Source organism: Wolbachia endosymbiont (group A) of Andrena helvola, from assembly GCF_964028415.1.
Classification (GTDB): Bacteria; Pseudomonadota; Alphaproteobacteria; order Rickettsiales; family Anaplasmataceae; genus Wolbachia; species Wolbachia pipientis.
Window position 1 is genome coordinate 1,149,070 of sequence record NZ_OZ034779.1, and the last position, 25,764, is coordinate 1,174,833.

Here is a 25,764-nt window from a genome sequence, read left to right on the forward strand (position 1 = left end):
CCGCTGCTTGTTAGCTGGATCTAGAGATACCGCGAATGAATCGCGGTATGACGGTTAATTTTCTTTATTTTGCTTATAATTTCCACAAGCAGTGCAAACATAAATGAAGAATACAAATATCCTTTTGGTAATTCTATATGAAATCCATGAAGTATGAGGTACACACCGACAAGTAAAATAAATAAAATGGCGATTATTTTTAACCCTGGGTTAGATTTGATTAACTGGGCGGTATAACTTGATAAAAACAGCATTGCTAGCATGGAAAATGTAAATGCTGTAGCAATTATTACCATGTTATAAGTTAGTGCTATAGCAGTTAATATCGAATCAACCGAAAAAACTAAATCTATTAATATAATTTGTAGCACAACTAAAAAAAATTTTGATTTAACGTTTGCTTTCTTTTTATTTTTCTTACATACAAAGATGTCATCCCGTAACTCCATAGAGCTCTTAACAATAAGGAATAATCCCCCTGCGATCATAAGTAAATCCCTTGCTGATGCAGTGTGAAATATAGGTTTTTGCATTGATAATATAGATGATGTAAAAAATAGTATTACAAAACGCATTAATAGTGCTAATCCAAGGCCCATAAGGCGCACTCTTTCTCTCAGCGCATTTGGTACCTTATCTATTGCTAGAGAAATAAAGATTAAATTGTCTACACTAAGTATAGTTTCAAGTAGTGTAAGTGTCAGTAAAGTCCAAGCATCAGTTAGCATTTTTGTTTCAAATTCGGTTCTTCTTACTCTACAATAGATGTGTAAAAATTAAGTGACTTCACTCAGAAGTTTTATAGCAGTTCTCCAGAAAAACAGGATATATAAAGTTCAGCAGCTTCTTCTATTTTCGTTTTTGAGCAAAATCAATAATAAGAGAGTTTCTTATTTTCATGCACGCAAATAAGATAAAGCCTTATTTTCATTTTTGACTTTATTTGAAAATAATATATACTATAAAAATAGTGTGCTCGGTTGAATGAATGTATATTAAAGGATCACCATCAGGCAAAGTATTCGCTGGTTATCAGGCATTTATACCAAGCCCCTTGCCACCAAAATTTGAATGGGACAATGATTTAGTTAATAGTCTTTAAACCCTTACTTTACTATAAGGAAAGTGGTTGAAAACTTAGGTGTCGTATTTACAACAGCCCAAAGAGCAATCGTAAAGCTTGAAGATTTAGGCATCGTTTCACAAACTTCTCAAGGAAAGAGAGATCGGGTTTATTGTGCAACTGATATTTTGAATATTCTAGAAGAACCAACTAAGATTACAGAGAACTTCGATAGCACATTGTAGCTATTGTGATGAATAAATTCAGCAAACAGCAAGCTTAAAGAGTCTGATCCAATGGACATGCTGAACAAAAAGTAAGGAGCTCCTTTTGGAGGATTATATTAACTTATTAATTAATTGCTTGACTTTTAGCAGGATTTATTATATTATTTATTAATGAGTAATGCAATCAAACCAAGGAGGATAGCATGATAAATAATTTGGATTCAATAATTCTTGGAATAAAAGATGGTGAAAAGGCGATTGAAGATTTAAGGGTTGTTCTTAAAAAAAGAAAAGAAGAAGTTATTACTACACAGACATTTAATTACGCTTTACGATGCCCAAAAACTACAAAGGAAGCGATAGTACACGAAATTCTGCTTCATTTTATACAAAATCCTGGCGAGCAATCACTAGAACAAGTGATACAATGCTTAGATAGAGCAATACAATCTGGGATATATGCAAAAAACAACCCAATAAGAAATCTAGATGAAGAATTTCGTACTCATATAAACTTTAAAGATGAAGAGGGAAATACATTACTACATCATGCAGTTATAGGTAATAAAACTGAAGAAATAACCACCCTTCTTGTTACATATAGTGCAAATCCTTTGATACAAAACGCGGATAATAAAATTCCTTCAGATTTAGCTCAAGGAAAAACAAAAGAAGTGCTTATTAAAAGTATGAAAAAACAAGCTAATACGAAAAAAGAAAGCGCTATGGTAGGCAGTTTGGTGCCTGGCGTAATAATTGGTGGTTTTCTTGGTGTTGTACTTGGAGCTGGTGTGTGTGTTGCAGTAAGTCTTTCTGGTGGTATGATACTAGGTGTAATGATAGCATCTTCTCTTGTTGCTAGTATAGCTATTGGACTGGCCATGTATTTTTTGAGTCAAGACTATGAACAGGCTAAAGCGATAGAAAAAACTATTAGCACTGTTAGCTCTGAAATATCTGTTGATGATACAACTGTCGCAAATGGTAAAAAGGGGCCACAACTTACATAGAAAAAGCTATAGTATTTTTCAAACTAAATAATAAACCTTGTAATTAGGATATTCTGGATTCCAGCGTCACGCGCTGGAATGACAACTGTGTTTTTGCTTTTTTGTCATCAAATACTCCTACTCTTTATGTCATCCAAGTGTCCTGACTACTTGGATCCAAGAAATTTAATTGTTTTAAATTTTCCCCTCTATACACCTATTTAAAATTTATGTTATTCACATGTGCAATATAATCTATAATAACGTTTATCAATACAATATATTAAAAAATATTATGAGCTTCGTAAAAGAAAAAAACACCCCTGTGATGGAGCAGTATTTGAACCTGAAAGCTCAATACAAGGATCATCTGCTATTTTATAGGCTAGGAGATTTTTATGAGTTGTTTTTCGATGATGCTATTAAAGCTGCGAAATTGCTGAATATAGTGCTCACTAAGAGAGGTAATTCGTGTGGGCAAGAAATACCAATGTGTGGAGTGCCAGCACACAGTAGTGAGTCTTACCTGCACAAGCTAATAGATTTAGGATTCAAAGTAGCAATCTGTGATCAATTAGAAACTGCTGATGAAGCAAAAAAGAGGGGCTATAAATCCATAGTAAAACGTGATGTAGTGCGAGTTGTAACTCCAGGTACAATTATAGAAGATTCACTACTGGAGGATAAAAGCAATAATTATCTCGCGTCCATAGTTGAACAAAATGACGAATATGCTATTAGTTGGCTTGAATTATCGACGGGAAAATTTTTTCACACTTTAACGAGTTTGAAAGCTCTAGATAGTGATTTGTTGCGTATATCACCAAGAGAATTATTAATTTCTGAAAAATTCACTGAGGACGAAAAAATTAGATCGATTTTAAAAAATTATAAAATATCAATTACGCAACACGCACAGAGCTTTTTTGAGTATAGTAAATCTCACAGAACATTATGCGAGTTTTATAAAATCAGGGAACTTGGGAGTATAGGAAATTTCAGCAAAGTAGAAATCATGGCGTGTGGTGCACTGCTTGAATATGTCAGAGTAACACAAAGGGGCTCTATTCCAAGGCTTGAATTCCCAAAAACCTATAAGCAACAAAATTTCATGCTTATTGATGCTTCAGCAAGGAGAAATCTTGAGTTATTTTCAACTCAATTTGGTGAAAAGAAAGGTTCACTAATTTCAGTTATTGATCACACAGTTACAGCCTCTGGTGGACGCCTGCTCAAGCAAATGCTCGCTTCACCACTTGCTTGCTCCAAGGCAATCAATTTGAGGCTCAGCACCGCTCAATTTTTTGTAAATAATCATGAGCCACGCAGAAAAATACGAGAGATATTATCTAACATTCCGGATATTGAGAGGTCTTTATCGCGCTTAATACTAGGGCGTGGTTCACCAAAGGATATGAACCTATTGAAAATAGGCCTAGGAAAAACTTTAGAGTTGTCTGAGTTTCTGTCTACCTTGCATAATTATTGTTTAAGTGAAGAACCAGTAGCTAACTCTCAGATGTCATTCCAGTGCTTGGCACTGGAATCTAGAGAAAAGGAGTCAGTGTCTACCACTCAGGTGATAAGTAGTGACGAGAGTGAACTAAGCACAATACATAAAAGCCTTGGCAATCATAAAGACCTATTTGAACTGTTAAATAGTGCTATACTCGATAATAACCTCAGTTCCGTGAAAGAAGGAGGATTTATTCACTCAAAATACAACTCAGAATTATCTGAGTTATCCTACATATTAAATAATAGTAATAAACTAATAACCAAACTCCGTGAATCTTATCGCGACCTAACTGGCATTGCCGCACTCAAAATATTACACAACAACATACTTGGTTATTACGTTGAAGTGTCGGCAAATCACAAAATAACTTCGGATATATTTATTCATAGGCAAAGCTTAGCAAATAGCATGCGCTACACTACTAATGAATTGAAAGAACTAGAAAATAAAATTCTTACGGCACGTGATGCTGCAATCGGCTTAGAAATGAAAATTTTTAGTGAACTGTGTAGTGAAGTCGCTAAAGAATCTGAAAAAATTGCTCTTGCTGCAAATGCTTTGGCAAAACTTGATATTAGAACCGCATTTGCAGAGCTTGCAGTGCAAAATAATTACGTAAAACCCATTATTGATGACAGCAAAGAGTTCAATATCTGTAGCGGAAGACATCCAGTGGTTGAAGTTAACGATAAATTCATTGCAAATAGCATCAATTTAGCTGGTATACATCTAATTACTGGTCCTAATATGGCTGGAAAAAGCACTTTCTTGAGGCAAAACGCTCTCATTGCAATTTTAGCTCACATGGGGTCATTTGTGCCAGCAGAGAGTGCACATATTGGAGTGATTGACAAGATATTCAGCAGGGTTGGCGCAACGGATAATATAACAGCTGGTTATTCTACCTTCATGGTAGAGATGATCGAAACAGCAACGATAGTAAATCAGGCAACGGACCGTTCCTTGGTGATACTTGATGAAATTGGTAGGGGCACAGGGGTGTATGATGGATTATCTATTGCACAGGCGGTGATTGAACATATTCACAATGTAAATAAGTGCCGCGCCATTTTTGCAACTCATTATCATGAATTAACTAAAGTAAGCAAATACTTGAAGAACGTGAAATGTTTTTGTGTAAAAATAAGAGAGTGGAACGGAGAGGTTATTTTTCTACATGAAGTAATTGAAGGCATTGCAGATGAGTCATATGGAATACATGTAGCAAAACTTGCTGGTTTTCCTGATTCTGTTTTAAATAGAGCAAGTGAAGTGTTTGAGGAGCTGAAGGCTTGAATCATTATTATAAGTGAAGAATTACCTATACAATCGTGGTAGTAGCTATAGAAACGAAAAACTTACTTGACACCCTTCGCCAGCTCCCTTATCATGATAGTGAAGCTATTGTATTTGCTTTCGCCAATCTGCAGATTAAAAGGTAAGGATTACTTAATGTATCGGCGTCTTATGTTCAATTTTTTGCAGTATATAGATACTGTATGTCTTTACAAAACTTCATCTACATCTAGATTTTTATCTAAATAAGCTGAACGCGCTTATAAAGCGTTACAAGACATCAAAAAATGCCAATACTCGACAGAGATAGTAAAAGACTAGCTAACTCGGGGATTCTTTGTCTTTTTTTCTGCTTAGTAAATTTCTTAAACATTTGCAGCGTAAGTTAGTTGCAATTAAAAGCAGCTGAATTTCGCTTGTCAAGCGTTTAAAACATAAAAAACGCCAATATTTTAAAGCGGATAATAACCCCAGGGCTTCTTTTGCCTTTTTTTTCATTTGGTAAATTTCTTAATGTTTGTGGCTAACATGAACAAACATTTGAGAGTAACTTCCGCTAGTAGGGTGTCATCCCAGTGCCCAGACACTGGGATCCAGGAAAGTTTGCTTGCTCACAAGCAAACTAGCATAGAAAAACGTTTTCGATGAGATTGCAGAAAGGCTGGATCCCAGTGTCTGGGCACTGGGATGACAAAAAAAGGAGGCTACTCGGATGACAGCTAGCCTGACAACCGTCATCCCGCTGCTTGTTAGCGGGATCTCTTGTTAGCGCCGCGGCGGTATGACGTAGAATTTTACACTCACCAATTCAGTGTCCAATCTGGATTCCAGACTGGAATGACACCCTTTTGGATGGAAATCAGTGTCAGGACACTGGGATGACAAGAAAGAGGCTACTTGGATGATACCTATAGCCCTGTCATTCCAGCGCGTGACGCTGGAATCTAGTTCTTATTATATATCCAGAGATTTACTATATTAGTAATATCAAACTAGATCAATTCTTGCTACTTCAATTTTTCTTTCAGTTAATTCCTGCCTGGCACGTTAAGTCTAGCCTTTTATAAATGAACCAGAATTATAATTTATCTTTTAAAAATCTCAAATGTAATAAATTTATGTTTTAAAGGATTTGATATATCAAATTTTATTGTATTTACTTTCTCATCAAAAACTATAGTATTCTCATCTATGTGATATCTGTCTATTTGATATGCTAGTGAAAATGCGTCAAGCTTATCAGAAGTTGGAGGAGATTTATATACCACTACATTTAAAGTTTCTAAGTCTAAGTTCACTCTAACAGTCACAACACCTTGTTCAAACGAACTTTCAAACAAACCTTGAATAGATTCACCATGCATACATGGCGGGTCCATTCTTACAGCAGATATACATCGATTATATATTGCATCCCCTGAACCGTTGTGCATGCACATCGTAAAATCTTTACTTCCTTGAAAAAGGTCTATAAAATCTACCATAACACTTCACCACTACATAACAAACACTTTATAATATTATAAGTAACTAGCAAGCTCCATTACTAATTTCGTAGTGACTCTAATTGCAAAATTTAATATAAGTAGTAAAATAGAACCACTGAATAAAAAACATATGTTAATTAATACAACGTCGGAGCTGGAGGACATATGTGAGGGGTTGATAGCAAAAAAGCCGAAATTTATAGCAGTTGACACGGAGTTCATTAGAAATAATTTAATCTACTACCCAAAATTATCGTTAATTCAAATTTCTTACGGAGAGAAGAGTTTTATTGTAGACGCATTAGTGCCAGAAATTGATTTATCATTCATTAAGAAAATAATGCTAAATCAGGGGATAACCAAAGTGTTTCATAGCTGCCGGCAGGATATAGAATCCTTACTCACTGTGTTTAAATGTATTCCCACTCCCATTTTTGATACCCAAGTTGCTGCTATGTTTTGTCATTATTATCATGACTTTATTGGTTACTCAAAAGTAGTGGAGCAATATCAAGGAATAGCACTGGATAAAATTAAAGCTAAAAATTCAGATTGGTTAAGGCGTCCGTTGTCCGAGGATCAGTTAGACTATGCAATAAACGACGTGATACACCTATATGACCTACACCAAATATTGTGCAATAAACTTGAAGAAAATAATAGGATGGGTTGGTTTCAAGAAGAGATGGAATCAATAGTTAATATAAATAAGTATTTACATAATCCAAAAGATGCATGGAAGAGGATGAAATTTAATTATGAAGTAAATCCAAGGTTGATACTAACTGTTAAAGCAGTTAGTGAGTGGCAAGAAACCTTAGCACAGCGCTATAATATGAACCGTAATAAAATAATCAATAACGCTGTAATAGCTGGTTTTATTGAAAAAAATATAGAGCATGTTGATGAGATTTTAGATGATCTCAAGAGGAATGCAAAAAATATAAAAGATGCAGATTTACTAGAGTTTGTGAATATTTTTAATGAAAATGAGGGAAATTGGATGCAGCAAAACAATACCTTATCGAGTAATTATGACAAATCTGTACTTGATATACTCTCAATTATTTTAGATAGTAAATGTAAAGAAAGTAACATATCAAGGAAATTAGTTTCTTCAAAAGATGAGTTAACCTGGTCAATATCTAGACAGACAGATAAATTATTCAAGGGGTGGAGATATGATTTTTTTGGCAGGTCAGTTGAATCATTTTTGAACACAAGCTCAAAATTTGAGATTTCAGCAGTGAAATCCGCAAATAATATAACCAAAATTCAGAGTAATTTGGTAGAGAATAACTGTTGCTAAAGTAACTTAGATTTATCGACAATCGTCATCCCGCTACGTGTTAGTGGCTAAGAGATACCGCGGCGGTATGACGGTTAAGTAGGGTGTCATTCCAGTGCTTGACACTGGAATCCAGGAAAATTGATTGTAAACGAGCAAACATTTTCGATAAAATTACCAAAAAGCTAGATCCCAGACTGGAATGACACCACCTACAAATTGCAATGTTCGTATAGTTATGTGCTTGACACTGGGATCTAGAAAATCTAGTTAATATATATAGAGAAACCTTAGCTATAGTTTCGAAAGAAGTCTAATGTGTTTTTGTTATATGATTATAGGTCTAACAGGCGGAATTGGGGTAGGAAAGAGCTTTGTAACTAATTGCTTTCAAGAGTTTGGTGCTGCTGTATTTGATGCTGATTCTGTTGTACACCAACTTTATAAAGTGGATAAAAGCATAATAAGTTATGCAGAGAAAAATTTTCCTGGAGTGGTAGTAAATGGTGAAATAGATAGAACAGTACTGTCTAAATATTTCTTAGCCTACGATGAAAATTGGAAACAATTTCAATCTTTGGTTCACTCTGCTGTGCTGCGTGAATTAGAATTTTTTATTGCCAAGGAAAAAAAGATCGATAGAAAACTTTTAGTTTTAGATGTGCCACTTCTATTAGAAACAAAATTTTATTTATATTGCGACCTTATTGTTTTTGTTCATGCAGATAGCGTTGTGCAAGCTCAAAGACTTAACGAACGCAACATAGATAAAGAAAAGCTTAATCTAATCTCCGATGTTCAGTTATCTATTGAGGAGAAAAGGAAGATGAGTGACTTTATTATCGATACCAGTGTAAGCAAAGAGTATGTTTTTTCTCAAGTAAAAGATATAGTGGATTCATTAAACCTAAACACGTAGCTCTACGTCATACCGCCGCGGTATCTCTAGATCCCGCTAACAAGCAGCGGGATGACGGTTGTCAGGATCCCAGCAGCCTCCCTCCCCTGTCATCCAAGTAGCCCCCTATGGTGTCATCCCAGTGCCCAGACACTGGGATCCAGGAAAATTGATTGTGCACTATAGCAACATTTTTGATCAAAAACTGGATTCCAGTGTCAAGCACTGGAATGACACCCTTCCGATGGGAACTGCTCTCAAACTACAACAGCATGAGTAGCTACAGAAGCTTTAATGATACAAGAAAAAATAAACAGCTATCATTTTTTTAGTAATTAAGTAAAATAGAGTGAAAGATTGCGAGGAAGTTTTGAAAAATAAGATAAAAAAGATAGTAATTTCAGGAAAGGAAGTGTGGCCAATCATCGAAGGTGGTAAAGGCATTGCAGTTAGTGATGGGAGATCAAGCGGAGCATTTGCTGCAGCAGATGCTGTGGGTACGTTTTCTGGTGCAAATGCTAAGCTTATTGATGATAACGGCGAGTTGGTGCCGCTGATTTACAAAGGCAGAACAAGAAATGAAAAACACAGCGAATTGATTGAATATAGTATTAAAGCTGGAATTAGTCAGGCAAGAATAGCAAATGAAATATCAAAAGGTCATGGAAGAGTACATATGAATGTACTTTGGGAGATGGGAGCAGCAGAACGCGTGCTTCATGGCATATTAGAAGGAGCGAAAGGTTTGATTCATGGTATTACCTGCGGTGCTGGTATGCCTTATAGGCTTGGAGAAATTGCAGCTAAATATCAGGTTTATTATTACCCTATTATCTCATCGGTGCGTGCTTTTAAAGCATTATGGAAGCGTGCTTACCAAAGAATATCTTCCTATTTGCTTGGTGGAGTAGTGTATGAAGATCCATGGCTTGCTGGAGGGCACAATGGACTGAGTAACAGTGAAGACCCAGAGCTACCACAGGCTCCATTTGAAAGAGTTGCAGAGCTTAGATCTTTCATGAACGAGGTCGGTCTCTCAGAAACACCAATTGTTATGGCAGGAGGAGTGTGGCATTTGAAAGATTGGGAACATTGGTTTGACAATCTGCAAATTGGACCAATAGCTTTTCAGTTTGGCACTCGTCCACTTTTGACGAAAGAAAGCCCAATTTCTGCAGAGTGGAAAAAGAAGCTACTCACTTTAGAAGAAGGTGATGTATTTTTAAATAAATTCAGTCCAACAGGGTTTTATTCATCTGCGGTGAGGAATAATTTTATACGTGAGTTACAGGAACGAAAATTACATCAAGTAAATTTTTCAGAAAATGCCAGCGAAGAATCCAATAGTGAATTTGCAATGGGTAGCAGAGGTAGGAAGATCTACCTTACTGCAAAAGACAAAGAACTGGCAAATACATGGACTAAAGCAGGGTACACAGAAGCAATGAAAACCCCAGATTCAACTGTTATTTTTGTGACGCCAGATAAATTTAAACAAATAAGAGAAGATCAAATCAATTGTATGGGATGTTTGAGCCATTGTTTGTTTAGCAATTGGAAAGATCATGGTGACCATTCAACAGGGCGAAAACCAGATCCACGGAGTTTTTGCATACAAAAAACACTGCAAAACGTTATACACGATGGTGATATTGAGAACGAACTCATGTTTTCCGGGCACAATGTGTACAAATTTAAGCAAGATCCATTTTATGAGAATGGCTACGTACCGGCAGTAAAAGAACTGGTGGAAAGGATATTGACTGGGTATTGAGTCAGTGACCTTACCCAGAAAAAGTGGAGAGAAAGTGTGGAATGTTTTTTACAAAAAGAATGATGCATCAAATTGTTCTGGAATGCAATAGTTAATAGTGACGTTGTTTGTTATAAAAAATTTCTATGTATTCAAATATTGCAGTTCTAGTTTGTTGAGCAGAGTGTTGTGAAGTATCAATAAGTATTTCTCTTTTCAATGAGCTAAAGAAGCTTTCTGCAACAGAATTGTCGTAACAACAGCCTTTATTACTCATCTATATTCTTTACAGCTAAGAGATATTGATACCCTTGCGCAGTATATTGTGAACCTTGGTCACTGTGCAGCAGTAGATTTTTAACAGGTTTACGCCTATTAATGGCCATTAATAAAGAGTTCATAACCAATTGTTTATTTATTGCACTACTCATTAACTACCATACGTGAGAATTATTGCTGCCAAATATAGCCATCCCTCCTTGGTTTTGATGTAAGTAATCCCATACTTTATTTGGTTGATCAACAATAAAGTTTTGATCTAGTATATTGGGAGCTACAGCTCTATTATCTGTTTGTTGTTTTTTAATTTTAAACTTTCTTCTCAGTATAGCCCTGATGTCATTTTTCTGCATAATACTTTGCACCGTTTTCAAATTGCAACTTTTACCCAAAGCCTTCAATTCAGCATGAATTTTAGGAGCTCCATATCTACATTTAGAAACTTGATATATTTTTTGAATAGCTTCGAGTAGCTCTTTATTTGCTGATTCTCTACTGCTTATTTTTCTTGTGGTCCACTTATAGTAGCCACTAGCAGAAAATCCTACATAATTCCTGTACTTTATAGCAGTTACTATATAAAAAAATATTTTACTCTTTTTGACTGGCCAGGGCTTTTTTTTAAATGTCTCTTTCCCTTGTTACTCTTGCTTTGTAAATCAAACCTCTCTTTGTCGTAAGGAGCCATGTTACCTCTACCTGGAAATGCATTTGCCGCTGACTTTTTTTCGTTATATTTCTTCATCCATTTTCCTAATAAACCACCCTTTATTCCTAAATCTCTTGCTATTTTTGTAATTGTTTGACCTGCCTTTCTTTGTTCATTTGCCAGTTTAACAGCTTCCAATTTGAATTCTGCCGTATATTCTCTTACCATTTCTAATCCTCCAAAATTTTATTTTACCCAAAAAAACTCTTTTCTTTCTCTCCACTTTTTCTGGGTAAGGTCAGTCTTTAGGCACCCAAACAAAGGGAAATGCTGGATAAAAAGAAAATACTTTAAAAAGTATAATAACGATAACTGGCGTTTTATGACAAGTAACAAGATACATTTTATTATACACAGCGATCATGTTATTAAACGACATATCAAAGTGCAAAAAACCAGATCTCCATATGATGGTGATTGGGTTTATTGGGGTAAACGTCTGAGAAAAATACCAGATAAGCCATTAAGAGTAATAAAACTATTGAAGTTACAACAAAGTAAATGTGATAATTGTAGACTATGGTTTAAAAGTGATGATACAATAGAAATACATCACAAAGACCGGAATAGACGAAACAACATGATCAAAAACTTATCTTTGTTACATGGACATTGTCACGATGAATTACACAGGAGGTGTGCATGAAAAGCTCCAAATTGGAGAGAAGCCGTATGAGGCGCAAAGTCTCACGTACGGTTTTGAAGTCGAGTGAGGAGGGGCGACCTTCTTCACTTAGACAACAATATGCAGATGAAACTACGGAAGAAGACTTAAGGAAAATAGCAGAAAAAGCACCAATAATAAAGTTAGCCTACGATGAATTAGACAGGTTTAGCTGGAATGAAAAAGATTTAGTAGCATATGAAGAAAGAATAATGGATCTGCGGAAAGAAGAAGGCATCCTCGCTAAAAAACTTGATGAGGGAAAGATTGAAGGAAAGATTGAAGGAAAGATTGAAGGAAAGATTGAAGTAGCAAAAAACCTACTTAAGGCTGACATCTCTATTGATATTATCTCTCAGACAACCGGCCTTCCTCAAGCTGAGATTAAACGACTTCAGGAAGAAATCACCTAAAAGGCTAATGATCAACGAAAAAATTGTAAGAGAGAACTTAAAAAAAGTCATAGAGCAAAAAAGCGGTAAAGATGTGATCGCTCTTGGCATAATATCCTCAATTATTATTAAAGGTCAAGATGTTGGTTTTGTGCTTGAAGTTGCCGGTAACACGCAAGCAAATGAAGAATTAAGAAGAAATTGTGAGCAAGCTGTTAAAGCTATACCGGGGGTGACAAAAGTGACCGTGGTTGCTACTTGTCAAAAACAAACTGGGCAACAAAAAGCTAAATTACATATCGAAGGAGTGAAAAATATAATCGTTGTGGCCTCTGGTAAAGGCGGTGTGGGCAAGTCCACAGTTGCGCTAAATCTTGCTCTCTCATTAGCAAAGTTAAAACACAAAGTTGCGCTGGTTGATGCAGATATATATGGTCCTTCAATTCCTAAAATGCTTGGCGCTGAAAAATTAAAGCCAGAAATACAGGATAGTAAAGCAATGCCTATAGAAAAGTATGGACTGCATACTATTTCAATTGGCTATTTTATCGATAAAGATCGTGCAGCAATATGGCGCGGACCTATGATTACAAAAGCACTTTATAGTCTGCTAATGGGAACAAAATGGTCCGATATAGAGTATTTGATAATTGATACACCACCTGGAACTGGCGATGTGCATTTAAGTCTTATGGAAAATTTTAACTTAACTGGGGCGATAATAGTTTCAACTCCACAGGAGCTCTCTTTAATCGATGCTCGCAAAATTTATGATATGTTTACAAAGCTCAGCGTACCGGTTATTGGCATTGTAGAAAATATGAGTTATTTCATTCAAAGCGGCTCAAAAATATACATATTTGGAAAAGACGGTGCAAAAAAAATGTCTGAGGAGCTGGGCATCAAACTTCTAGGCAGAGTTCCTCTAGATCCACAAATATGCCATGCTTCTGATTGCGGAAATCCTTTAATGTTAAGTGAGGATTTGGCAGAGATTTATGAAGACATTGCTCAAAGTATAGTTAAACAATAGAATAAGCGTGAGAAACATGCGAATCAAAGTCCTCTTTTGTTAGTTACAAAATAGACTGCTTGCATAACCATTATTTACATGAAAAATTAGCAGCTTTTGTCATTCCAGCGCGTGACGCTGGAATTCAGAAAAAAAGAAGAATGGATCCCAGTGGGCTTTGTTGCATCGCTCTTCGGATAGTAGGTAACGCACAATAAATTTATGAAGCTATCTCAAATTTAGCCATACCAATATCAGTGAACTTATTGAGCAAATAGTATTTAACAAGTAGTTCCTTCTCTCTATTTGTCTCAGATTTATTCCTAAAACTAAACCCGAATGTTTGTTTCAGTCGCGAGAAAAAACTTTCTATATAAGATCTTTTTCCATAACTCATCTCTTTTTTCCACTTCTTTATACTATCTTCATCATATGACTTTATGAGCTTGACTGCAGAATTTCTCTCAGCCATATAGTCTAACTTTGGATGCTCTGCTGCGTTGTTTTTCGGAGGAATTTTCGTTTTTATACCATATTGATTACACAGCTTATAGAGCTTTTCTCTGTCATATGCCCTATCTGCATATAGTACTTTTATGACATACTGAAAATCGACTTCTTTTAGCAAATCACAAGCTCCATAGTGATCAGAGTAGACACCGTTACTGTATTTTACAGCTATGGCTTTTTTGCTGTTTGTATTCAACATTACATGCAATTTTCTTGTCTGTTCATAGCTGCGATACTTTCTATCTTCGCTATTTTCTTTGCTATGACCAGGAGTGTTGTTGTATATACTAATTCCTGTACTGTCTATAGCAATTTCGATATCTTCCATATTATTTTCTGCAATCATTGATCTTAATATTGAGTTTCTTAAACCTTCTTGATGATTGTGAATAGCTGATAACTTGCAAATTTTTCCCAATTTGCTCAAGGTATCCTGCTATAAACCCAACTGTTTGCCTCAGGCCTATTCTAAATAAACAAGTTATTATGTGCACCAAAATTACAATTTTATCGCTATAAATATTGTTGCCACCTGGTATTTTTGGACCATTCTCGTACCACTTTTCTATGGCTTCGTTGATATAATGAAAAATATTTCCTCTTTTTTCTAGAAATTTGTTATATTCGCTATGGTTACTGACCCTCATTTTTTGTGGCATATTTTTTCTTTCAAGGTTAAATGGCTATTTTATAATGAATTTTGTCAGTAGCCACCAGATTTTTTCAGTTGCTATGCAACAAAGCCATCCCAGTGTCAAGCACTGGGATGACACCTTTATGTTTGAGGCAAAACCGGCCATAGCATTTAACACACTGCCTTCGCAAAATGTTCGTACAGTTGTTCGTTACGTGCTGGAATGACAAGGTGGAGTGTCTTTAGATGTCATCCAAGTAGCTGACACTGGGATCTAAAAAATTTAATTTATATATAAAGTTTGTTTAAACTATTTTCAAAACAGATAAAATATAATTTTACAATTAGCGTAAATAAAATGAATTATGATGTAATCATTTCAGGTGGTGGGTTACTTGGTCTTATTACTGCCATTGGCCTCAGTTGTGACTCTGTGTCTGTAGCTGTGATTGAAAAAAATAGTCTACCACGTGTAGTAGATGACAACCGAGCATTTGCTATTTCTCAAGGTTCGAAAAAAATATTGGAAAAATTAGGGATTTGGCAGTTTATAGAAAGCGAAGCTGAGCCAATACTTGATATATGCATATTAGATGCGGTTACTGTGCATTACAATCATAAAATGGTTGGTGAAGAACCAATGGGTTATGTTATTAACAATGCCACTATATGGAATGCAATCAACAATAATTTTTTGAATAAACTAAATATATACTCTCCACATTCCTATAAAACAATTGCTTGTGATTCAGGATATGTGGAAGTTATTCTTGATAATAACCAGGAATTAATATCATCGCTACTTATCTGCGCTGAAGGCAAGAACTCTAAACTACCAGAGTTATTTTCTATACCGACAGCGAAATTTGATTATAAACAAAGTAGCATAGTATTTAATGTAAAGCATGAACTGCATCACCAAAACTTAGCTGTAGAGCGTTTTTTTCCTGGCGGTCCATTTGCAATTCTACCGATAAAGGATGGCTATACTTCTTCGATAGTTTGGACAGAAAAATCTGGAATTTCAAAAATGCTAATGGATCTGTCTGAAGAAGAATTTATTATAGAGCTTAAAAAAAGATTTGGTTCTTATTTAGGAAAGATAAAACTAGAGGGTGAAAGAAAACTTTATCCTTTAAGTTTTGTTTTCGCAAAAAAGTTATATAAGGGTAGAGTTTTGCTTATCGGCGATGCAGCACATTCAATTCATCCAGTTGCAGGTCAAGGGCTTAATCTTGGAATTAGAGATGTAGAAAGTATTATAAAGCACGTAGTTGCCGCAAAAGCATCTGGTATTGATGTTGGCAGTAGTTATTTATTAAAGAAAATTTCACGTAACAGATACTTTGATAATTTTACAATGGCACTTGCAACTGATGGATTAAATAGGATGTTTTCCAACAGAATATTCTGCGCTAAAGCACTAAGAAATCTTGGCTTGATTGCAGTTGAAAATTCAAATTTCCTCAAAAAACGCTTCATTCGGCATGCTATGGGATTTATATAAATCACTATTTTATAGCTAATGCAAGTCAGGTTTCCCACGGCATACCGCCGCGGTATCTTGGCCGCTAACACGTAGCGGGATGACGAATGTATCTGTTCAGCAGTTGTGTTAAAAGTCAATAGAAAAATTGATGTAGCTGTGGATAAGTACTTTTATCTGTATAAACGTGCTTATCCACAGCTATACTGGCTCTTAGATAGAAACAGACAGAGAGTTATATTCCTCAGTAAAAACCCTGTCATCTCTGACTAAAGAGTTAGCAAGAATAAGCAATTTCCTCATGGCAGCAGTGGAAGCAATTTTATATGGCTTTTTATATTGACTATATAATCTAGTAAAGAAAGGTTTGATATAGGAATTAGGGGGGGGGAGGGGGGGGGATGTATGGTCCCAGAGTGTGATGGTATGATAAAATATGAGAAAACAATACCATCAAAGGAGGAATTATGGGACAAATATTACATGGGTGCGCCAAAACAACAGAGACAATTCGTAGAGCAATACAAAATAGTAAAGAGAGCATAGCAAAACTCTCCAGGTACTATAACCTTAATCCAAAAACTATCATTAAATGGAGAAAACGGTCTTTTGCCAAAGACGCTGATATGGGTCCGAAGCATGCAAGATCAACTGTTTTAACTTTAGAAGAGGAGGCTGTAATTGTTGCATTTCGTAAGCATACTCTATTGCCATTAGATGATTGTCTCTACGCTTTGCAAACCTCAATCCCACACTTGACTCGCTCTAGTCTACATCGTTGCTTACAGAGGCACAGCATTAGCAGACTACCAGATGTTGATGGCGAAGTTAAACCAAAAAAGAAATTCAAACAATATCCTATAGGCTATTTCCATATTGATATTGCAGAAGTTAGAACAGAAGAAGGAAAGTTATATTTGTTTGTTGCAATAGATAGAACATCCAAATTTACGTATGTTGAGTTGCATAAAAGTGCTACAAAACCTATAGCTGCTGAGTTTCTACGTAATTTGATTAAAATTTTACCATATAAAATCCACACTATTTTGACAGATAACAGTGTACAATTTACCAACCAAAAACGCCATAAATACGCTTTTCAACATATATTTGATAGAGCTTGTGAAGAAAATGACATTGAACACCGTCTAACAAAAGTTAGCCATCCTTGGACAAATGGGCAAGTTGAGCGTATGAACAAAACTTTAAAGAATGCCACTGTTAAGAAGTATTACTATCAGTCTCACCAGCAACTCAAAGAGCATCTTTATGACTTTGTTATGGCCTACAATTATGCTAAAAGACTCAAAACTCTTAAGGGTCTTACACCTTTTGAGTTTATATCTTTACAGTGGACAAAATCTCCTGAATTGTTCATACTAAATCCACACCATCACACTCTGGGACCATACACTTCCTGTGTTTCGTAATATTATACAATCAAATTGATAAAAGCTGTATTATCTCCTTGCAGCATTAAGTGTATATTTTTTGCTATTTTTTCCACTAAGGGAGTAACATTATCAAAATTTGAAAATTTTGATAACACATAATCTGCTAAGCTTCTTTGATCTTCAGGTCTACCCACTCCAAATCTCAAGCGCCAATAATCATTGCCAATAAAACTATCTATGGATTTAAGTCCATTATGTCCAGCAGAACTACCACCTTTCTTTACTTTTATTCTTCCAAGTTCCAAATCAGCGTCATCGTGTATGACAACGATATTATCTAGCGATAATTTGTAAAAGTTTCGTATTTTTGCAACAGGGATGCCTGAATTATTCATAAATGAATAAGGCTTTATTAACATAATTTTATTATCATTAATTATGCCAGAGGTTATCAGATAATCGGCTTTTTTAGAGAACGAATGGAAATTCCAATATTTGCAAATTGTATCAACTACGATGAAGCCGATATTATGATGAGTTAACTCATATTGACTACCAGGGTTACCAAGCCCAACTATCAGGTGCACTATTCCTCTGTTTCTGCTTGAGGTTCTTCAACGTCACTATCGGCAGCAGAAATTGTAACAATGGTAAAATTTTCTTCTTCATGAGCTACAAACTTAACACCTTCTGGTAATTTTACATCATTGATATGTATAGATTGGCCAATCATTTTACCGGATAAATCAACTTCAATAACCTGAGGTATTTTATCAGGAGAGCATTTAACAGCAATAGAACGACACAAAACATTAAGCACTCCACCTAACTTGATTCCTGGAGCTTTACTTTCATTCACAAATGATAGAGGTATGTCTATTTTAATTTCGCTGCCTTTATCAACAAATTGAAAATCAACATGTTGCACAGTATCCTTTACTACATGCAATTGGATATCGCGAACAAGAGCATATTCCTTTTTGCCCGAAATATTCAGCTCTATCAAATGTGCAGAAAGAGAGCCTGACTTATATTGCTTTGTGAATTCCTTTGCAGACAATGTCAAATTTACATTATCATGGCCCTTTCCATACATGATTCCAGGGATGTTTCCTTTCTTCCTTAGAGAATGCATCGCTTTTGTTTTTGTTATATCACGTAACTCTGCATTAATTGTTACTATTTCCTGTTGCGTCATCGGTTACTCCTATTCAGCTAATCCTTTTAATATAATTTAATAATAATATAACATAAAAATATTTATTTCAAACTTCATTCTTTCATACTAATTGTTTGTGAAAGGATTTATTTGGATATATATTTAAGCTTATTTAACAAGAACTATGGGCATTGACGATAAAGTAGTTTTTAGGATTTATAGACCAACAAGAACTGCAACACAATCTGGTTTAGGTAATACAAATTTCTGGCACCTAAAAATTGAATCTGGTTCTTACTACATTGAACCTTTAATGGGGTGGGTTGGCTCAAAAGATCCAAAAAAACAGATTGTATTAAAGTTTGATTCTCTTGAAAAAGCAGTATTCTACGCAAAAAAATGCAACGTTAAATACATAATTGAAATGCCAAAAAATGTTAAGAGGCTGCCAAAATCTTACGCAAGCAATTTCATACTAAAGTAAGGTTTATTGTGGTGTGCTTGTCTGTAAAAGGTAAGGCTTAATATAACCAATTTAATTCTGGGTTTTAAGTTGTGCTAGCACACTGCGGCCATTTAGAGAGTCAAGATTTTTAACCTGGCTAGCCAGTATTAAAGAGTTATTTTTCAGGTATTTCTTTACAAGGCTTGCAAGTCTTTTTGGATTATTCAAATAGCTCCATTCTGCTTGTAAAACTTTTATATCACTTTGTACTAAATTAATTTCACTTTTTATTTTTATTAGCTCTCTATTTAACGACTGAACATGTAATTTTACCTTAAATAGTCCTACAATGCTAAGAAAAAACATAACTATTGAGATGATGCAGAAAGTTCTCACGACAACCTCTGTATAGCTCTTAGTTTTGCTGAGCGTGAACGCGGATTTGCACTTACTTCTTCTATACTTGCTTCGATCACTTTTTTATTTAGCAGAGAGAATGTCTTGCAATCAGTAGCACATAAATCTTTAAAAAAAGTTTTGACTATACGATCTTCTAAGGAATGAAAGGTGACGACAATTAATTTGCCATTCTCACTTAAAATCTCAGATGCAGCTTTAATACCCTTTTCAAGTTCTCCCAGCTCATCGTTTACCCATATTCTGATTGCCTGAAATGTTCTGGTTGCAGGATCAATTTTGCTTTTTCCACGAAATACCACGGAACGTACAATATCCGCAAGCTCAAATGTAGTTTTGATAGTTTTCTTCTTCCGTGCATTTATTATTGCTCTTGCAATTTTGCGAGAATGACGTTCGCCTCCGTAGTTATATATAGTATTTGCGATTTCTTCTTCGCGTAAAGCGTTAACAAACGTTGAAGCGTTTATATAAGAAGAGTTATCCATGCTCATATCGAGTGGACCATCATGTAAAAATGAGAACCCTCTATCTCCGTTATCAAGCTGCATAGATGAAACTCCGATGTCAAAGACCACTCCATCCACCCCGTTTGATGTCATTCCAGCGCGTGACCAGTTATTTTTTCCAGTATCAAGTACTGGGATGACAGGAGATGGCTCAACGCTGCTTAGTATACTTTTAATATTACTAAACTTCTCAATGAATAGTTTTATTCTATCTGGATATCTAACGCTTAAATCATCATAAAACTTAGTTACCGTTTCATCTCTATCAATTGCATATACTTTGCAATCAGCTGACTCCAATATTGCTTTGCTATACCCTCCAGCTCCAAATGTGGCGTCCACGTATATGCCACCATCCTGCGGTGATAGTAGTGATAGCATCTCTTTTAACAAAACTGGAGTGTGTGTCATATCAAAAAATTTAAGTACAGTTGGTGTAGATATCCTACTCTACTCTACTCTACTCTTCACATCAATTTTATTTATGTACATAGATTTTCTTGCCAAAATATGGTATCTTATCGGAATATATGAGCAATAATATTAAAATCAAGGTTTAATATTGTTAATATAATATTCACATAACGTTCACATTTTTTTTTATATATAAGATCAAACAGGCTATAGGGAAATTATGCAGCAAATAACAAAAGTAATATTTTCAAGTTTGATTTGTAACACTTTATTGTGGTATGACCACATGCTTTTTGGCCACTTAATAAACATAATAGGTGGTGTGTTTTTTCCATCGGATGATCAACTAACCAGCGTATTGAAGGCTTTTGGAGTGTTTGCAGTGGGTTTCTTAATGAGACCAGTCGGTGCTGCTATATTTGGTCACATTGGTGATAAACATGGCAGAAGAGTTGCCTTATTGCTCTCGATTATATTAATGACTTTATCAACCGTATTAATTGCTTTTGTTCCAGGTTATCAAAGCATTGGAATACTAGCGTCAATGCTGGTAGTGTGTTTAAGATTATTGCAGGGTATATCTCTTGGAGGAGAAGCAGGAAATGCACCATTTTTAATAGAACATGCTCCTAAAAACAAAAAAGGATTTTTTGGCAGCATTGAGGTATTAAGTGCAATTCTTGGTTCAATATTAAGCCTGATAGCGGTACTCATATGCAAAAAAGTATCTGATTTTGAATCTTGGGGGTGGAGATTACCTTTCATTTTCAGTTTAGCAATGGGATTAATTAGCATATATATGAGATATATACTTGATGAAAGCCCAGAGTATAAAAGACAAAAAAATCCGTCTAAATTGCCACTAAAAGAGTTATTAAACAATTACAAAAAGCCTGTTCTAATATCAATAGGTATTGACTTGGTTGAAAATGCGTCTCTCTATATATATTTGGTATTTTTCAATGTGCTTACGAATAAAATATTAACAGTAAATACTCATTTTAATCATATAGTGGAAATACTGAGTCAAATTGCGCTCGGAGGATTGACAATATTATTTGCTATACTTTCTGATAAGGTAGGAAGAGAAAAAGTTATGAAATTTGCATTTATAGCTTTTGTAATAGTAAGTTATCCAGTTTTTTCAATGTTATGTAGTGGCAATTACTTGCTGGCACACATTCTTTTTATAATTCCAATAGCTGCATCGCTTGGTCCTGTCAGTGCACTTATGTGCGAATTATTTCCAACAAAGGTTCGGTACAGTGGATTTGGTTTATCAAGAAATATAGCTGCTGGATTTTTTGGCGGCCTTGCACCATTTATATGCACAACAATTATCAAGGTTACAGGACAAGAGACTTCAGCTAGTTTTTACATGATTTTCTGTGCATTAATTGGGCTAGTTGCTATATCGCAAATTAAGGGTGAGCTTTCTTCAAAATCACCCAAAGTAAACCAAGTATAGTTGCAGTATAGCAGAATTTAAAAAAATCTAATTATAAGGTGGGAAATGCCAATTCTTAGGTGATAATGTGAATATTTCAGCACCATCTTTTGTCACTCCAAGTGTATGCTCAAATTGAGCAGAAAGTGAAAGATCGCGTGTTGTTACTGTCCAGTCATCGAGTTTACTGAGCAGAGTCTCATGTTTTCCAGCATTAATCATTGGCTCTATTGTAAAAAACATACCTTCCTTTAAGACAAGATCTTCATCTTGATCATAGAAATGCACTACATTTGGTGGAGCATGAAAGACTTTTCCTATACCATGTCCGCAGTAGCTGCGTACGATAGAATATCCAAAATCTCTAATATATTTCTCTATAGCAAGCCCTATTTCATTTAACTTATTGCCGGGCTTAACTTGTTTGATTGCTTCCATCAACGCATTATAAGTAGCATCACATAAACGTTTTGCTTTGATTGATGGTTTGCCAACCCAAAACATGCGACTTGTATCACCATGCCAACCATTTAAAATCACCGTGACATCAATATTTAAAATATCTCCATCTTTAAGCGGTTTATCATCGGGAACACCATGGCACACAACTGCATTTTTTGAAGTGCAAATTGATTTTGGATACCCCCTATAGTTTAGTGGTGCTGGAATTGCACCTGCATTAATTATAAAGTCATGGCATAGATCATTTAATTCATTAGTTGTCACCCCTACCTTTACGTACGGTGCAATGAAATCAAGAGTTTCAGCAGCAAGCCTGCCGGCCTTGCGCATAAATTCAAAATCTTCTTGTGAATGTATAGTTATGTTCATATTTTCCATGTCTTATTGTAATTGGTACGCTTACTCGCAAGTACATAAACATAATAATTTTACATATTATAAAAATAAGTCCTATGGATCCTAGTGTCAAGTCATTTGTATGAAAGGTGGTAAAACAGAAATCTAGACTGTAACTTTTGATTTAACCCAATTATACAATTTACTCATTTTACCATCCTGACCTAAAATACCAGAATTATTTTTATAAAAAGTGTCAACTATTAGCTTTATAGAGCCTATAGCAGCAGAAAATACAGGATTTTTATCATATTCGCCATCAAGACCGCTACAAGACTCAGGGCACCCAATTCGAACTTGCTTATTGAATATATAGCCTGCAATTTCCTTCATGCTTGTGAGTTGACTAGTTCCACCTGTGATCACTACTTTATTAATTGGATCTTTCTGCTCTTGAAATTGCTCTCTTACCATTTCAAGTATTTCTTCAACTCTTGGTCTTATGATGTTAATAAGCTCAGATTTGAATACTTGAGTAGGTTCATCATTTTCGTTGTTTTGCATTGTAATGTACTCATTCTCATCTATTGAAGTTACGATAGTGCTGCCATACAGTATTTTTATATACTCTGCACGTTCTATGCTTGTGCATAGCCCGTAAGCAATATCTCGAGTGATATGAACACCACCAATTGGAACGCTGCTTGCATACACAAGTTTCCCTCTTTTGAAAATTCCAATTGCAGTGCACCCACCGCCTATATCAACAATAGCAGTCCCGAGCTCTTTTTCATCTCCACTCAGACAGGCAAGACCTGCAGAATATGCAGAAGCAATACAACCTGCCATATTTAATCCACCATTATTGGTAATACAGTTTTCAATATTGGTAAGCGCTGGACGCGAAGCAGTGACAACATTAACATCAGCAGATAGTCTTTTTCCGTACAATCCACCAACTTCTTTTATGTCAGTCATGTCATCTAAGTGATATTTTAGTGGTATATTGTGAATGATAACATTGTCTTCAATATATTTCTCAAATGTTTGAAAAACTACACGTCTTATATCACGCTCAGAAATCTCATGGTTAGCTGCAATAATTTCATTATGTACATTGAAAGATGAGATGCCACATCCAGCAATGTTCACATATATCTGATCTATGGTTTCTTCTGATACTTGTTCAGCTAAACCTATAGTTGATGAGATGGAGTAATTTGCGTGTTTTACATTAGTTATTGATCCACCGTTTACACCTTCTGCAATCTTATAACCCGTTCCTGTTACTTTATAGCTGAAGTTGCTATTTATTTTAACGATTAGACAAATAATCTTTGTTGTACCTATGTCTAAAACAGCAAAAACGTTTCTCTTTGGTTTTGCTATTACTGCAGAGTACATTAGTTAACCTTATTACGCAATTTCATTTAAATTGTAGCTTTCTTTAATAATTTATATTTCTATTATAGATATAGCAACATTTTAATATACACTAAATTCTGGACAAAAGGAAAAGCAAAACATAGAATTATAATTTTTATGTCCATATTACCAATTGTAATTGCCCCTGATGAAAGACTAATCACACGTGCCAGTGAAGTAACAGATATAAACGATAAAATTAAAGAATTAGTAAACGACATGTTCGAAACTATGTATGATGCAGAAGGTCTTGGCCTTGCTGCAGTGCAAGTTGGAGTGTTAAAGAGAATTTTTGTTATGAATATTCAGCTAGAAACGATTGAAAATGAGCCAGCAGGATATGGCTCAACTGGCAAATTTTACATGATTAATCCTGAGATTACAGAATTATCCGATGAACAAGTAATTCTCAAGGAAGGATGCCTTTCAATTCCAGAGCAAAGTCATGAAATTAAGCGTCCAAAGTATTTAACTGTGAAATACAGAGACTTAAATAACGAAGAACAGACGCTAAAAGCTAGTGGTTGGCTTGCAAGGTGTATTCAGCATGAATTAGATCACTTAAACGGCATATTATATATTAGACATTTATCTAAATTAAAGTATGATATGGCCATGAAAAAAGCACAAAAGGTTAAAAAGCATTATGAGCAATAAAGACCTAGAATTATTAAAATTTTACCATGAAGTGGGCGTTGATTGCACACTAACAGAGGGTGAAGAGGAAAAAAAGCTGGAGAGCAAAGAGGGTGTACAACCCTCTGTTATCCAAACTGGGACCCAGAAGAAAGATGCAGATACGCGCTGGGGTGACACTAAAGATGGAAAAGACATGTTTCCAAGTGATTGGATAATTGAAGCAAGGAAACTTGCAGGTAAATGTGGTAGTGTGGATGAATTAAGAAGTGCAGTGAAGTCATTTGAAGGTTGTGAGATAAAAAAAACTGCAACTAATACTGTCTTTTCCGATGGTAATCCAAACGCAAAAGTTATGCTCGTTGGTGAAGCTCCAGGAGCAAATGAAGACCTTCAAGGCATACCATTTTGTGGTGCAAGTGGAATGTTGCTCGATAAAATGTTAAATGCAATCAATCTTGATCGCACTAAGGTATACATAAGCAATACTGTATTTTGGCGTCCACCTGGCAATAGAAAGCCAACCGACCTAGAGCTTGATATGTGCAGACCATTTGTCGAAAAACACGTTGCACTAGTTTCACCACAAATTTTAATTTTGGTCGGGGGAATCGCATGTTATAGCCTTCTTGACAGCACAAAAACTATATCGAATTTGCGTGGCAGATTTCATACGTACACTAACCAATATTTGTCCAATTCAATCACCACAGCCGCTATATTTCATCCAGCTTACCTACTTCGCCAACCAGCACAAAAACGTTTAGCCTGGGAGGATTTGAAAAAGATTAGGGAGTATCTTGATAACACCAATAACTGCACAAATACCTAATAAAGTGGTAGACCTCTTGCATAGTTTTTTGCAGCATGTTAACAATCGTTAGAAACGAAAAAACTTCCTTGACAAACTCCGC

Annotated in this window: 31 protein-coding genes; 15 read left to right on the forward strand and 16 right to left on the reverse strand. The window is 35.4% G+C overall.

The features are described from left to right. Positions 1 to 20: 20 nt before the first annotated feature. Positions 21 to 728 (reverse strand): TerC family protein, encoded by a 708-nt coding sequence (locus ABWU73_RS05930; protein WP_038199715.1) that lies wholly within the window; start codon positions 726 to 728, stop codon positions 21 to 23. 397 nt (positions 729 to 1,125) lie between these two features. Here ABWU73_RS05930 and ABWU73_RS05935 point away from each other — a divergent pair, with 397 nt between their 5' ends. From ABWU73_RS05935 to mutS, 3 genes are all read left to right on the forward strand, one after another. Continuing rightward, complete coding sequence (locus ABWU73_RS05935; RefSeq protein ID WP_006279522.1) at positions 1,126 to 1,308, forward strand: hypothetical protein; 183 nt, start codon at positions 1,126 to 1,128, stop codon at positions 1,306 to 1,308. Positions 1,309 to 1,493: 185 nt separating this feature from the next. Further along, entirely contained in the window at positions 1,494 to 2,300 is an 807-nt protein-coding gene (locus tag ABWU73_RS05940; RefSeq protein ID WP_264329793.1) for an ankyrin repeat domain-containing protein, read from the forward strand. Positions 2,301 to 2,574: 274 nt separating this feature from the next. Further along, positions 2,575 to 5,094, forward strand: a complete 2,520-nt coding sequence (gene mutS / locus ABWU73_RS05945; protein WP_264329866.1) for a DNA mismatch repair protein MutS — start codon at positions 2,575 to 2,577, stop codon at positions 5,092 to 5,094. A 1,085-nt stretch (positions 5,095 to 6,179) separates the two neighbouring features. Here mutS and ABWU73_RS05950 read toward each other — a convergent pair. After that, complete coding sequence (locus tag ABWU73_RS05950; RefSeq protein ID WP_007548550.1) at positions 6,180 to 6,578, reverse strand: hypothetical protein; 399 nt, start codon at positions 6,576 to 6,578, stop codon at positions 6,180 to 6,182. Between the two features lie 133 nt (positions 6,579 to 6,711). Here ABWU73_RS05950 and ABWU73_RS05955 point away from each other — a divergent pair, with 133 nt between their 5' ends. After that, positions 6,712 to 7,890 (forward strand): ribonuclease D, encoded by a 1,179-nt coding sequence (locus tag ABWU73_RS05955; RefSeq protein ID WP_264329865.1) that lies wholly within the window; start codon positions 6,712 to 6,714, stop codon positions 7,888 to 7,890. Between the two features lie 310 nt (positions 7,891 to 8,200). Then, a complete protein-coding gene (coaE, locus tag ABWU73_RS05960; RefSeq protein ID WP_264329792.1) occupies positions 8,201 to 8,788 on the forward strand; it encodes a dephospho-CoA kinase in 588 nt (195 codons plus the stop codon). A 61-nt stretch (positions 8,789 to 8,849) separates the two neighbouring features. Here coaE and ABWU73_RS05965 read toward each other — a convergent pair whose 3' ends face one another. Beyond that, positions 8,850 to 8,993 (reverse strand): hypothetical protein, encoded by a 144-nt coding sequence (locus ABWU73_RS05965; protein WP_179947529.1) that lies wholly within the window; start codon positions 8,991 to 8,993, stop codon positions 8,850 to 8,852. A 144-nt stretch (positions 8,994 to 9,137) separates the two neighbouring features. Here ABWU73_RS05965 and ABWU73_RS05970 point away from each other — a divergent pair, with 144 nt between their 5' ends. Beyond that, positions 9,138 to 10,541, forward strand: a complete 1,404-nt coding sequence (locus tag ABWU73_RS05970; protein ID WP_264329791.1) for an NAD(P)H-dependent flavin oxidoreductase — start codon at positions 9,138 to 9,140, stop codon at positions 10,539 to 10,541. Positions 10,542 to 10,632: 91 nt separating this feature from the next. Here the strand turns inward: ABWU73_RS05970 and ABWU73_RS05975 are convergent, their stop codons facing one another. Genes ABWU73_RS05975 through ABWU73_RS05990 form a run of 4 tightly spaced genes read right to left on the reverse strand, consistent with a single transcriptional unit; the run spans position 10,633 to position 11,676 of the window. Beyond that, the gene (locus ABWU73_RS05975) at positions 10,633 to 10,797 is read right to left on the reverse strand and encodes an IS3 family transposase (RefSeq protein WP_010082072.1); all 165 of its coding nucleotides are present in this window, start codon (positions 10,795 to 10,797) and stop codon (positions 10,633 to 10,635) included. Beyond that, complete coding sequence (locus tag ABWU73_RS05980) at positions 10,790 to 10,951, reverse strand: DDE-type integrase/transposase/recombinase (protein WP_010082071.1); 162 nt, start codon at positions 10,949 to 10,951, stop codon at positions 10,790 to 10,792. Before ABWU73_RS05980 ends, ABWU73_RS05975 begins: the two co-directional genes overlap by 8 nt. A 3-nt stretch (positions 10,952 to 10,954) precedes the next feature. After that, entirely contained in the window at positions 10,955 to 11,389 is a 435-nt protein-coding gene (locus ABWU73_RS05985) for an IS3 family transposase (RefSeq protein WP_144078574.1), read from the reverse strand. Continuing rightward, a complete protein-coding gene (locus ABWU73_RS05990) occupies positions 11,374 to 11,676 on the reverse strand; it encodes a transposase (RefSeq protein ID WP_209472831.1) in 303 nt (100 codons plus the stop codon). Before ABWU73_RS05990 ends, ABWU73_RS05985 begins: the two co-directional genes overlap by 16 nt. A 154-nt stretch (positions 11,677 to 11,830) precedes the next feature. On the opposite strand from ABWU73_RS05990, the gene ABWU73_RS05995 reads away from it, so the two are divergent. The 3 genes from ABWU73_RS05995 to ABWU73_RS06005 are packed head-to-tail and all read left to right on the forward strand — an operon-like array spanning position 11,831 to position 13,597. Continuing rightward, entirely contained in the window at positions 11,831 to 12,154 is a 324-nt protein-coding gene (locus ABWU73_RS05995) for an HNH endonuclease (protein ID WP_022626216.1), read from the forward strand. Next, positions 12,151 to 12,585 (forward strand): Rpn family recombination-promoting nuclease/putative transposase, encoded by a 435-nt coding sequence (locus tag ABWU73_RS06000; RefSeq protein WP_353285477.1) that lies wholly within the window; start codon positions 12,151 to 12,153, stop codon positions 12,583 to 12,585. Before ABWU73_RS05995 ends, ABWU73_RS06000 begins: the two co-directional genes overlap by 4 nt. Positions 12,586 to 12,592: 7 nt before the next feature. Next, positions 12,593 to 13,597, forward strand: a complete 1,005-nt coding sequence (locus ABWU73_RS06005) for an Mrp/NBP35 family ATP-binding protein (RefSeq protein WP_007548295.1) — start codon at positions 12,593 to 12,595, stop codon at positions 13,595 to 13,597. A gap of 199 nt (positions 13,598 to 13,796) precedes the next feature. Here ABWU73_RS06005 and ABWU73_RS06010 read toward each other — a convergent pair whose 3' ends face one another. Genes ABWU73_RS06010 through ABWU73_RS06020 form a run of 3 tightly spaced genes read right to left on the reverse strand, consistent with a single transcriptional unit; the run spans position 13,797 to position 14,898 of the window. Continuing rightward, positions 13,797 to 14,414: a transposase gene (locus ABWU73_RS06010; protein ID WP_265017804.1), complete on the reverse strand. Its 618-nt coding sequence runs from the start codon at positions 14,412 to 14,414 to the stop codon at positions 13,797 to 13,799. A gap of 1 nt (position 14,415) precedes the next feature. Further along, entirely contained in the window at positions 14,416 to 14,745 is a 330-nt protein-coding gene (locus ABWU73_RS06015; protein ID WP_264329437.1) for a transposase, read from the reverse strand. Between the two features lie 24 nt (positions 14,746 to 14,769). Then, on the reverse strand, positions 14,770 to 14,898 hold the full coding sequence (locus ABWU73_RS06020) for a hypothetical protein (RefSeq protein ID WP_256437790.1): 129 nt from the start codon (positions 14,896 to 14,898) through the stop codon (positions 14,770 to 14,772). A 180-nt stretch (positions 14,899 to 15,078) separates the two neighbouring features. Between ABWU73_RS06020 and ubiH the strand changes: the two genes are divergently transcribed. Together ubiH and ABWU73_RS06030 are read left to right on the forward strand one after the other, a co-directional pair. Beyond that, positions 15,079 to 16,227: a 2-octaprenyl-6-methoxyphenyl hydroxylase gene (ubiH, locus tag ABWU73_RS06025; RefSeq protein ID WP_209473195.1), complete on the forward strand. Its 1,149-nt coding sequence runs from the start codon at positions 15,079 to 15,081 to the stop codon at positions 16,225 to 16,227. Positions 16,228 to 16,673: 446 nt separating this feature from the next. Further along, positions 16,674 to 17,636: an IS481-like element ISWpi4 family transposase gene (locus tag ABWU73_RS06030; RefSeq protein ID WP_006279689.1), complete on the forward strand. Its 963-nt coding sequence runs from the start codon at positions 16,674 to 16,676 to the stop codon at positions 17,634 to 17,636. A 2-nt stretch (positions 17,637 to 17,638) separates the two neighbouring features. Here ABWU73_RS06030 and pth read toward each other — a convergent pair whose 3' ends face one another. Together pth and ABWU73_RS06040 are read right to left on the reverse strand one after the other, a co-directional pair. Continuing rightward, positions 17,639 to 18,187: an aminoacyl-tRNA hydrolase gene (gene pth, locus ABWU73_RS06035; RefSeq protein WP_070356754.1), complete on the reverse strand. Its 549-nt coding sequence runs from the start codon at positions 18,185 to 18,187 to the stop codon at positions 17,639 to 17,641. Next, positions 18,187 to 18,798 (reverse strand): 50S ribosomal protein L25/general stress protein Ctc, encoded by a 612-nt coding sequence (locus ABWU73_RS06040; protein WP_265017865.1) that lies wholly within the window; start codon positions 18,796 to 18,798, stop codon positions 18,187 to 18,189. The genes pth and ABWU73_RS06040 overlap by 1 nt, the downstream gene beginning before the upstream one ends. A 145-nt stretch (positions 18,799 to 18,943) precedes the next feature. On the opposite strand from ABWU73_RS06040, the gene ABWU73_RS06045 reads away from it, so the two are divergent. Then, entirely contained in the window at positions 18,944 to 19,243 is a 300-nt protein-coding gene (locus tag ABWU73_RS06045; protein ID WP_264329789.1) for an ETC complex I subunit, read from the forward strand. A 51-nt stretch (positions 19,244 to 19,294) separates the two neighbouring features. On the opposite strand, the gene ABWU73_RS06050 is transcribed toward ABWU73_RS06045, so the two are convergent. Together ABWU73_RS06050 and rsmH are read right to left on the reverse strand one after the other, a co-directional pair. Then, positions 19,295 to 19,600 carry a hypothetical protein gene (locus ABWU73_RS06050; RefSeq protein WP_250295957.1) on the reverse strand — a complete coding sequence of 102 codons (306 nt, stop codon included), beginning with the start codon at positions 19,598 to 19,600 and terminating at the stop codon, positions 19,295 to 19,297. Further along, positions 19,597 to 20,541, reverse strand: coding sequence for a 16S rRNA (cytosine(1402)-N(4))-methyltransferase RsmH (gene rsmH / locus ABWU73_RS06055; protein ID WP_006279684.1), 945 nt, complete (start codon positions 20,539 to 20,541; stop codon positions 19,597 to 19,599). The genes ABWU73_RS06050 and rsmH overlap by 4 nt, the downstream gene beginning before the upstream one ends. Before the next feature lie 223 nt (positions 20,542 to 20,764). Here rsmH and ABWU73_RS06060 point away from each other — a divergent pair, with 223 nt between their 5' ends. Continuing rightward, positions 20,765 to 22,012 (forward strand): MFS transporter, encoded by a 1,248-nt coding sequence (locus ABWU73_RS06060; RefSeq protein ID WP_264329788.1) that lies wholly within the window; start codon positions 20,765 to 20,767, stop codon positions 22,010 to 22,012. A 27-nt stretch (positions 22,013 to 22,039) separates the two neighbouring features. On the opposite strand, the gene map is transcribed toward ABWU73_RS06060, so the two are convergent. Together map and ftsA are read right to left on the reverse strand one after the other, a co-directional pair. Then, the gene (gene map / locus ABWU73_RS06065; protein WP_141456790.1) at positions 22,040 to 22,822 is read right to left on the reverse strand and encodes a type I methionyl aminopeptidase; all 783 of its coding nucleotides are present in this window, start codon (positions 22,820 to 22,822) and stop codon (positions 22,040 to 22,042) included. A gap of 132 nt (positions 22,823 to 22,954) precedes the next feature. Then, positions 22,955 to 24,193 (reverse strand): cell division protein FtsA, encoded by a 1,239-nt coding sequence (gene ftsA, locus ABWU73_RS06070; RefSeq protein WP_006279680.1) that lies wholly within the window; start codon positions 24,191 to 24,193, stop codon positions 22,955 to 22,957. A 138-nt stretch (positions 24,194 to 24,331) separates the two neighbouring features. Between ftsA and def the strand changes: the two genes are divergently transcribed. Together def and ABWU73_RS06080 are read left to right on the forward strand one after the other, a co-directional pair. Continuing rightward, positions 24,332 to 24,871, forward strand: coding sequence for a peptide deformylase (gene def / locus ABWU73_RS06075; RefSeq protein ID WP_341810202.1), 540 nt, complete (start codon positions 24,332 to 24,334; stop codon positions 24,869 to 24,871). Further along, positions 24,861 to 25,682 (forward strand): uracil-DNA glycosylase family protein, encoded by an 822-nt coding sequence (locus ABWU73_RS06080; RefSeq protein WP_264329786.1) that lies wholly within the window; start codon positions 24,861 to 24,863, stop codon positions 25,680 to 25,682. The genes def and ABWU73_RS06080 overlap by 11 nt, the downstream gene beginning before the upstream one ends. Positions 25,683 to 25,764: the final 82 nt, after the last annotated feature.

What these genes read in the sequence shown, in the direction of transcription:
- ABWU73_RS05930 (WP_038199715.1), bottom strand. Translation starts at nt 728, where the DNA reads ATGCTAACTGATGCTTGGACTTTACTGACACTTACACTACTTGAAACT.
- ABWU73_RS05940 (WP_264329793.1), top strand. Translation starts at nt 1,494, where the DNA reads ATGATAAATAATTTGGATTCAATAATTCTTGGAATAAAAGATGGTGAA.
- mutS (WP_264329866.1), top strand. Translation starts at nt 2,575, where the DNA reads ATGAGCTTCGTAAAAGAAAAAAACACCCCTGTGATGGAGCAGTATTTG.
- ABWU73_RS05950 (WP_007548550.1), bottom strand. Translation starts at nt 6,578, where the DNA reads ATGGTAGATTTTATAGACCTTTTTCAAGGAAGTAAAGATTTTACGATG.
- ABWU73_RS05955 (WP_264329865.1), top strand. Translation starts at nt 6,712, where the DNA reads ATGTTAATTAATACAACGTCGGAGCTGGAGGACATATGTGAGGGGTTG.
- coaE (WP_264329792.1), top strand. Translation starts at nt 8,201, where the DNA reads ATGATTATAGGTCTAACAGGCGGAATTGGGGTAGGAAAGAGCTTTGTA.
- ABWU73_RS05975 (WP_010082072.1), bottom strand. Translation starts at nt 10,797, where the DNA reads ATGAGTAATAAAGGCTGTTGTTACGACAATTCTGTTGCAGAAAGCTTC.
- ABWU73_RS05980 (WP_010082071.1), bottom strand. Translation starts at nt 10,951, where the DNA reads ATGAGTAGTGCAATAAATAAACAATTGGTTATGAACTCTTTATTAATG.
- ABWU73_RS05990 (WP_209472831.1), bottom strand. Translation starts at nt 11,676, where the DNA reads ATGGTAAGAGAATATACGGCAGAATTCAAATTGGAAGCTGTTAAACTG.
- ABWU73_RS05995 (WP_022626216.1), top strand. Translation starts at nt 11,831, where the DNA reads ATGACAAGTAACAAGATACATTTTATTATACACAGCGATCATGTTATT.
- ABWU73_RS06000 (WP_353285477.1), top strand. Translation starts at nt 12,151, where the DNA reads ATGAAAAGCTCCAAATTGGAGAGAAGCCGTATGAGGCGCAAAGTCTCA.
- ABWU73_RS06005 (WP_007548295.1), top strand. Translation starts at nt 12,593, where the DNA reads ATGATCAACGAAAAAATTGTAAGAGAGAACTTAAAAAAAGTCATAGAG.
- ABWU73_RS06010 (WP_265017804.1), bottom strand. Translation starts at nt 14,414, where the DNA reads ATGGAAGATATCGAAATTGCTATAGACAGTACAGGAATTAGTATATAC.
- ABWU73_RS06015 (WP_264329437.1), bottom strand. Translation starts at nt 14,745, where the DNA reads ATGCCACAAAAAATGAGGGTCAGTAACCATAGCGAATATAACAAATTT.
- ubiH (WP_209473195.1), top strand. Translation starts at nt 15,079, where the DNA reads ATGAATTATGATGTAATCATTTCAGGTGGTGGGTTACTTGGTCTTATT.
- ABWU73_RS06030 (WP_006279689.1), top strand. Translation starts at nt 16,674, where the DNA reads ATGGGACAAATATTACATGGGTGCGCCAAAACAACAGAGACAATTCGT.
- ABWU73_RS06040 (WP_265017865.1), bottom strand. Translation starts at nt 18,798, where the DNA reads ATGACGCAACAGGAAATAGTAACAATTAATGCAGAGTTACGTGATATA.
- ABWU73_RS06045 (WP_264329789.1), top strand. Translation starts at nt 18,944, where the DNA reads ATGGGCATTGACGATAAAGTAGTTTTTAGGATTTATAGACCAACAAGA.
- rsmH (WP_006279684.1), bottom strand. Translation starts at nt 20,541, where the DNA reads ATGACACACACTCCAGTTTTGTTAAAAGAGATGCTATCACTACTATCA.
- ABWU73_RS06060 (WP_264329788.1), top strand. Translation starts at nt 20,765, where the DNA reads ATGCAGCAAATAACAAAAGTAATATTTTCAAGTTTGATTTGTAACACT.
- map (WP_141456790.1), bottom strand. Translation starts at nt 22,822, where the DNA reads ATGAACATAACTATACATTCACAAGAAGATTTTGAATTTATGCGCAAG.
- ftsA (WP_006279680.1), bottom strand. Translation starts at nt 24,193, where the DNA reads ATGTACTCTGCAGTAATAGCAAAACCAAAGAGAAACGTTTTTGCTGTT.
- def (WP_341810202.1), top strand. Translation starts at nt 24,332, where the DNA reads ATGTCCATATTACCAATTGTAATTGCCCCTGATGAAAGACTAATCACA.
- ABWU73_RS06080 (WP_264329786.1), top strand. Translation starts at nt 24,861, where the DNA reads ATGAGCAATAAAGACCTAGAATTATTAAAATTTTACCATGAAGTGGGC.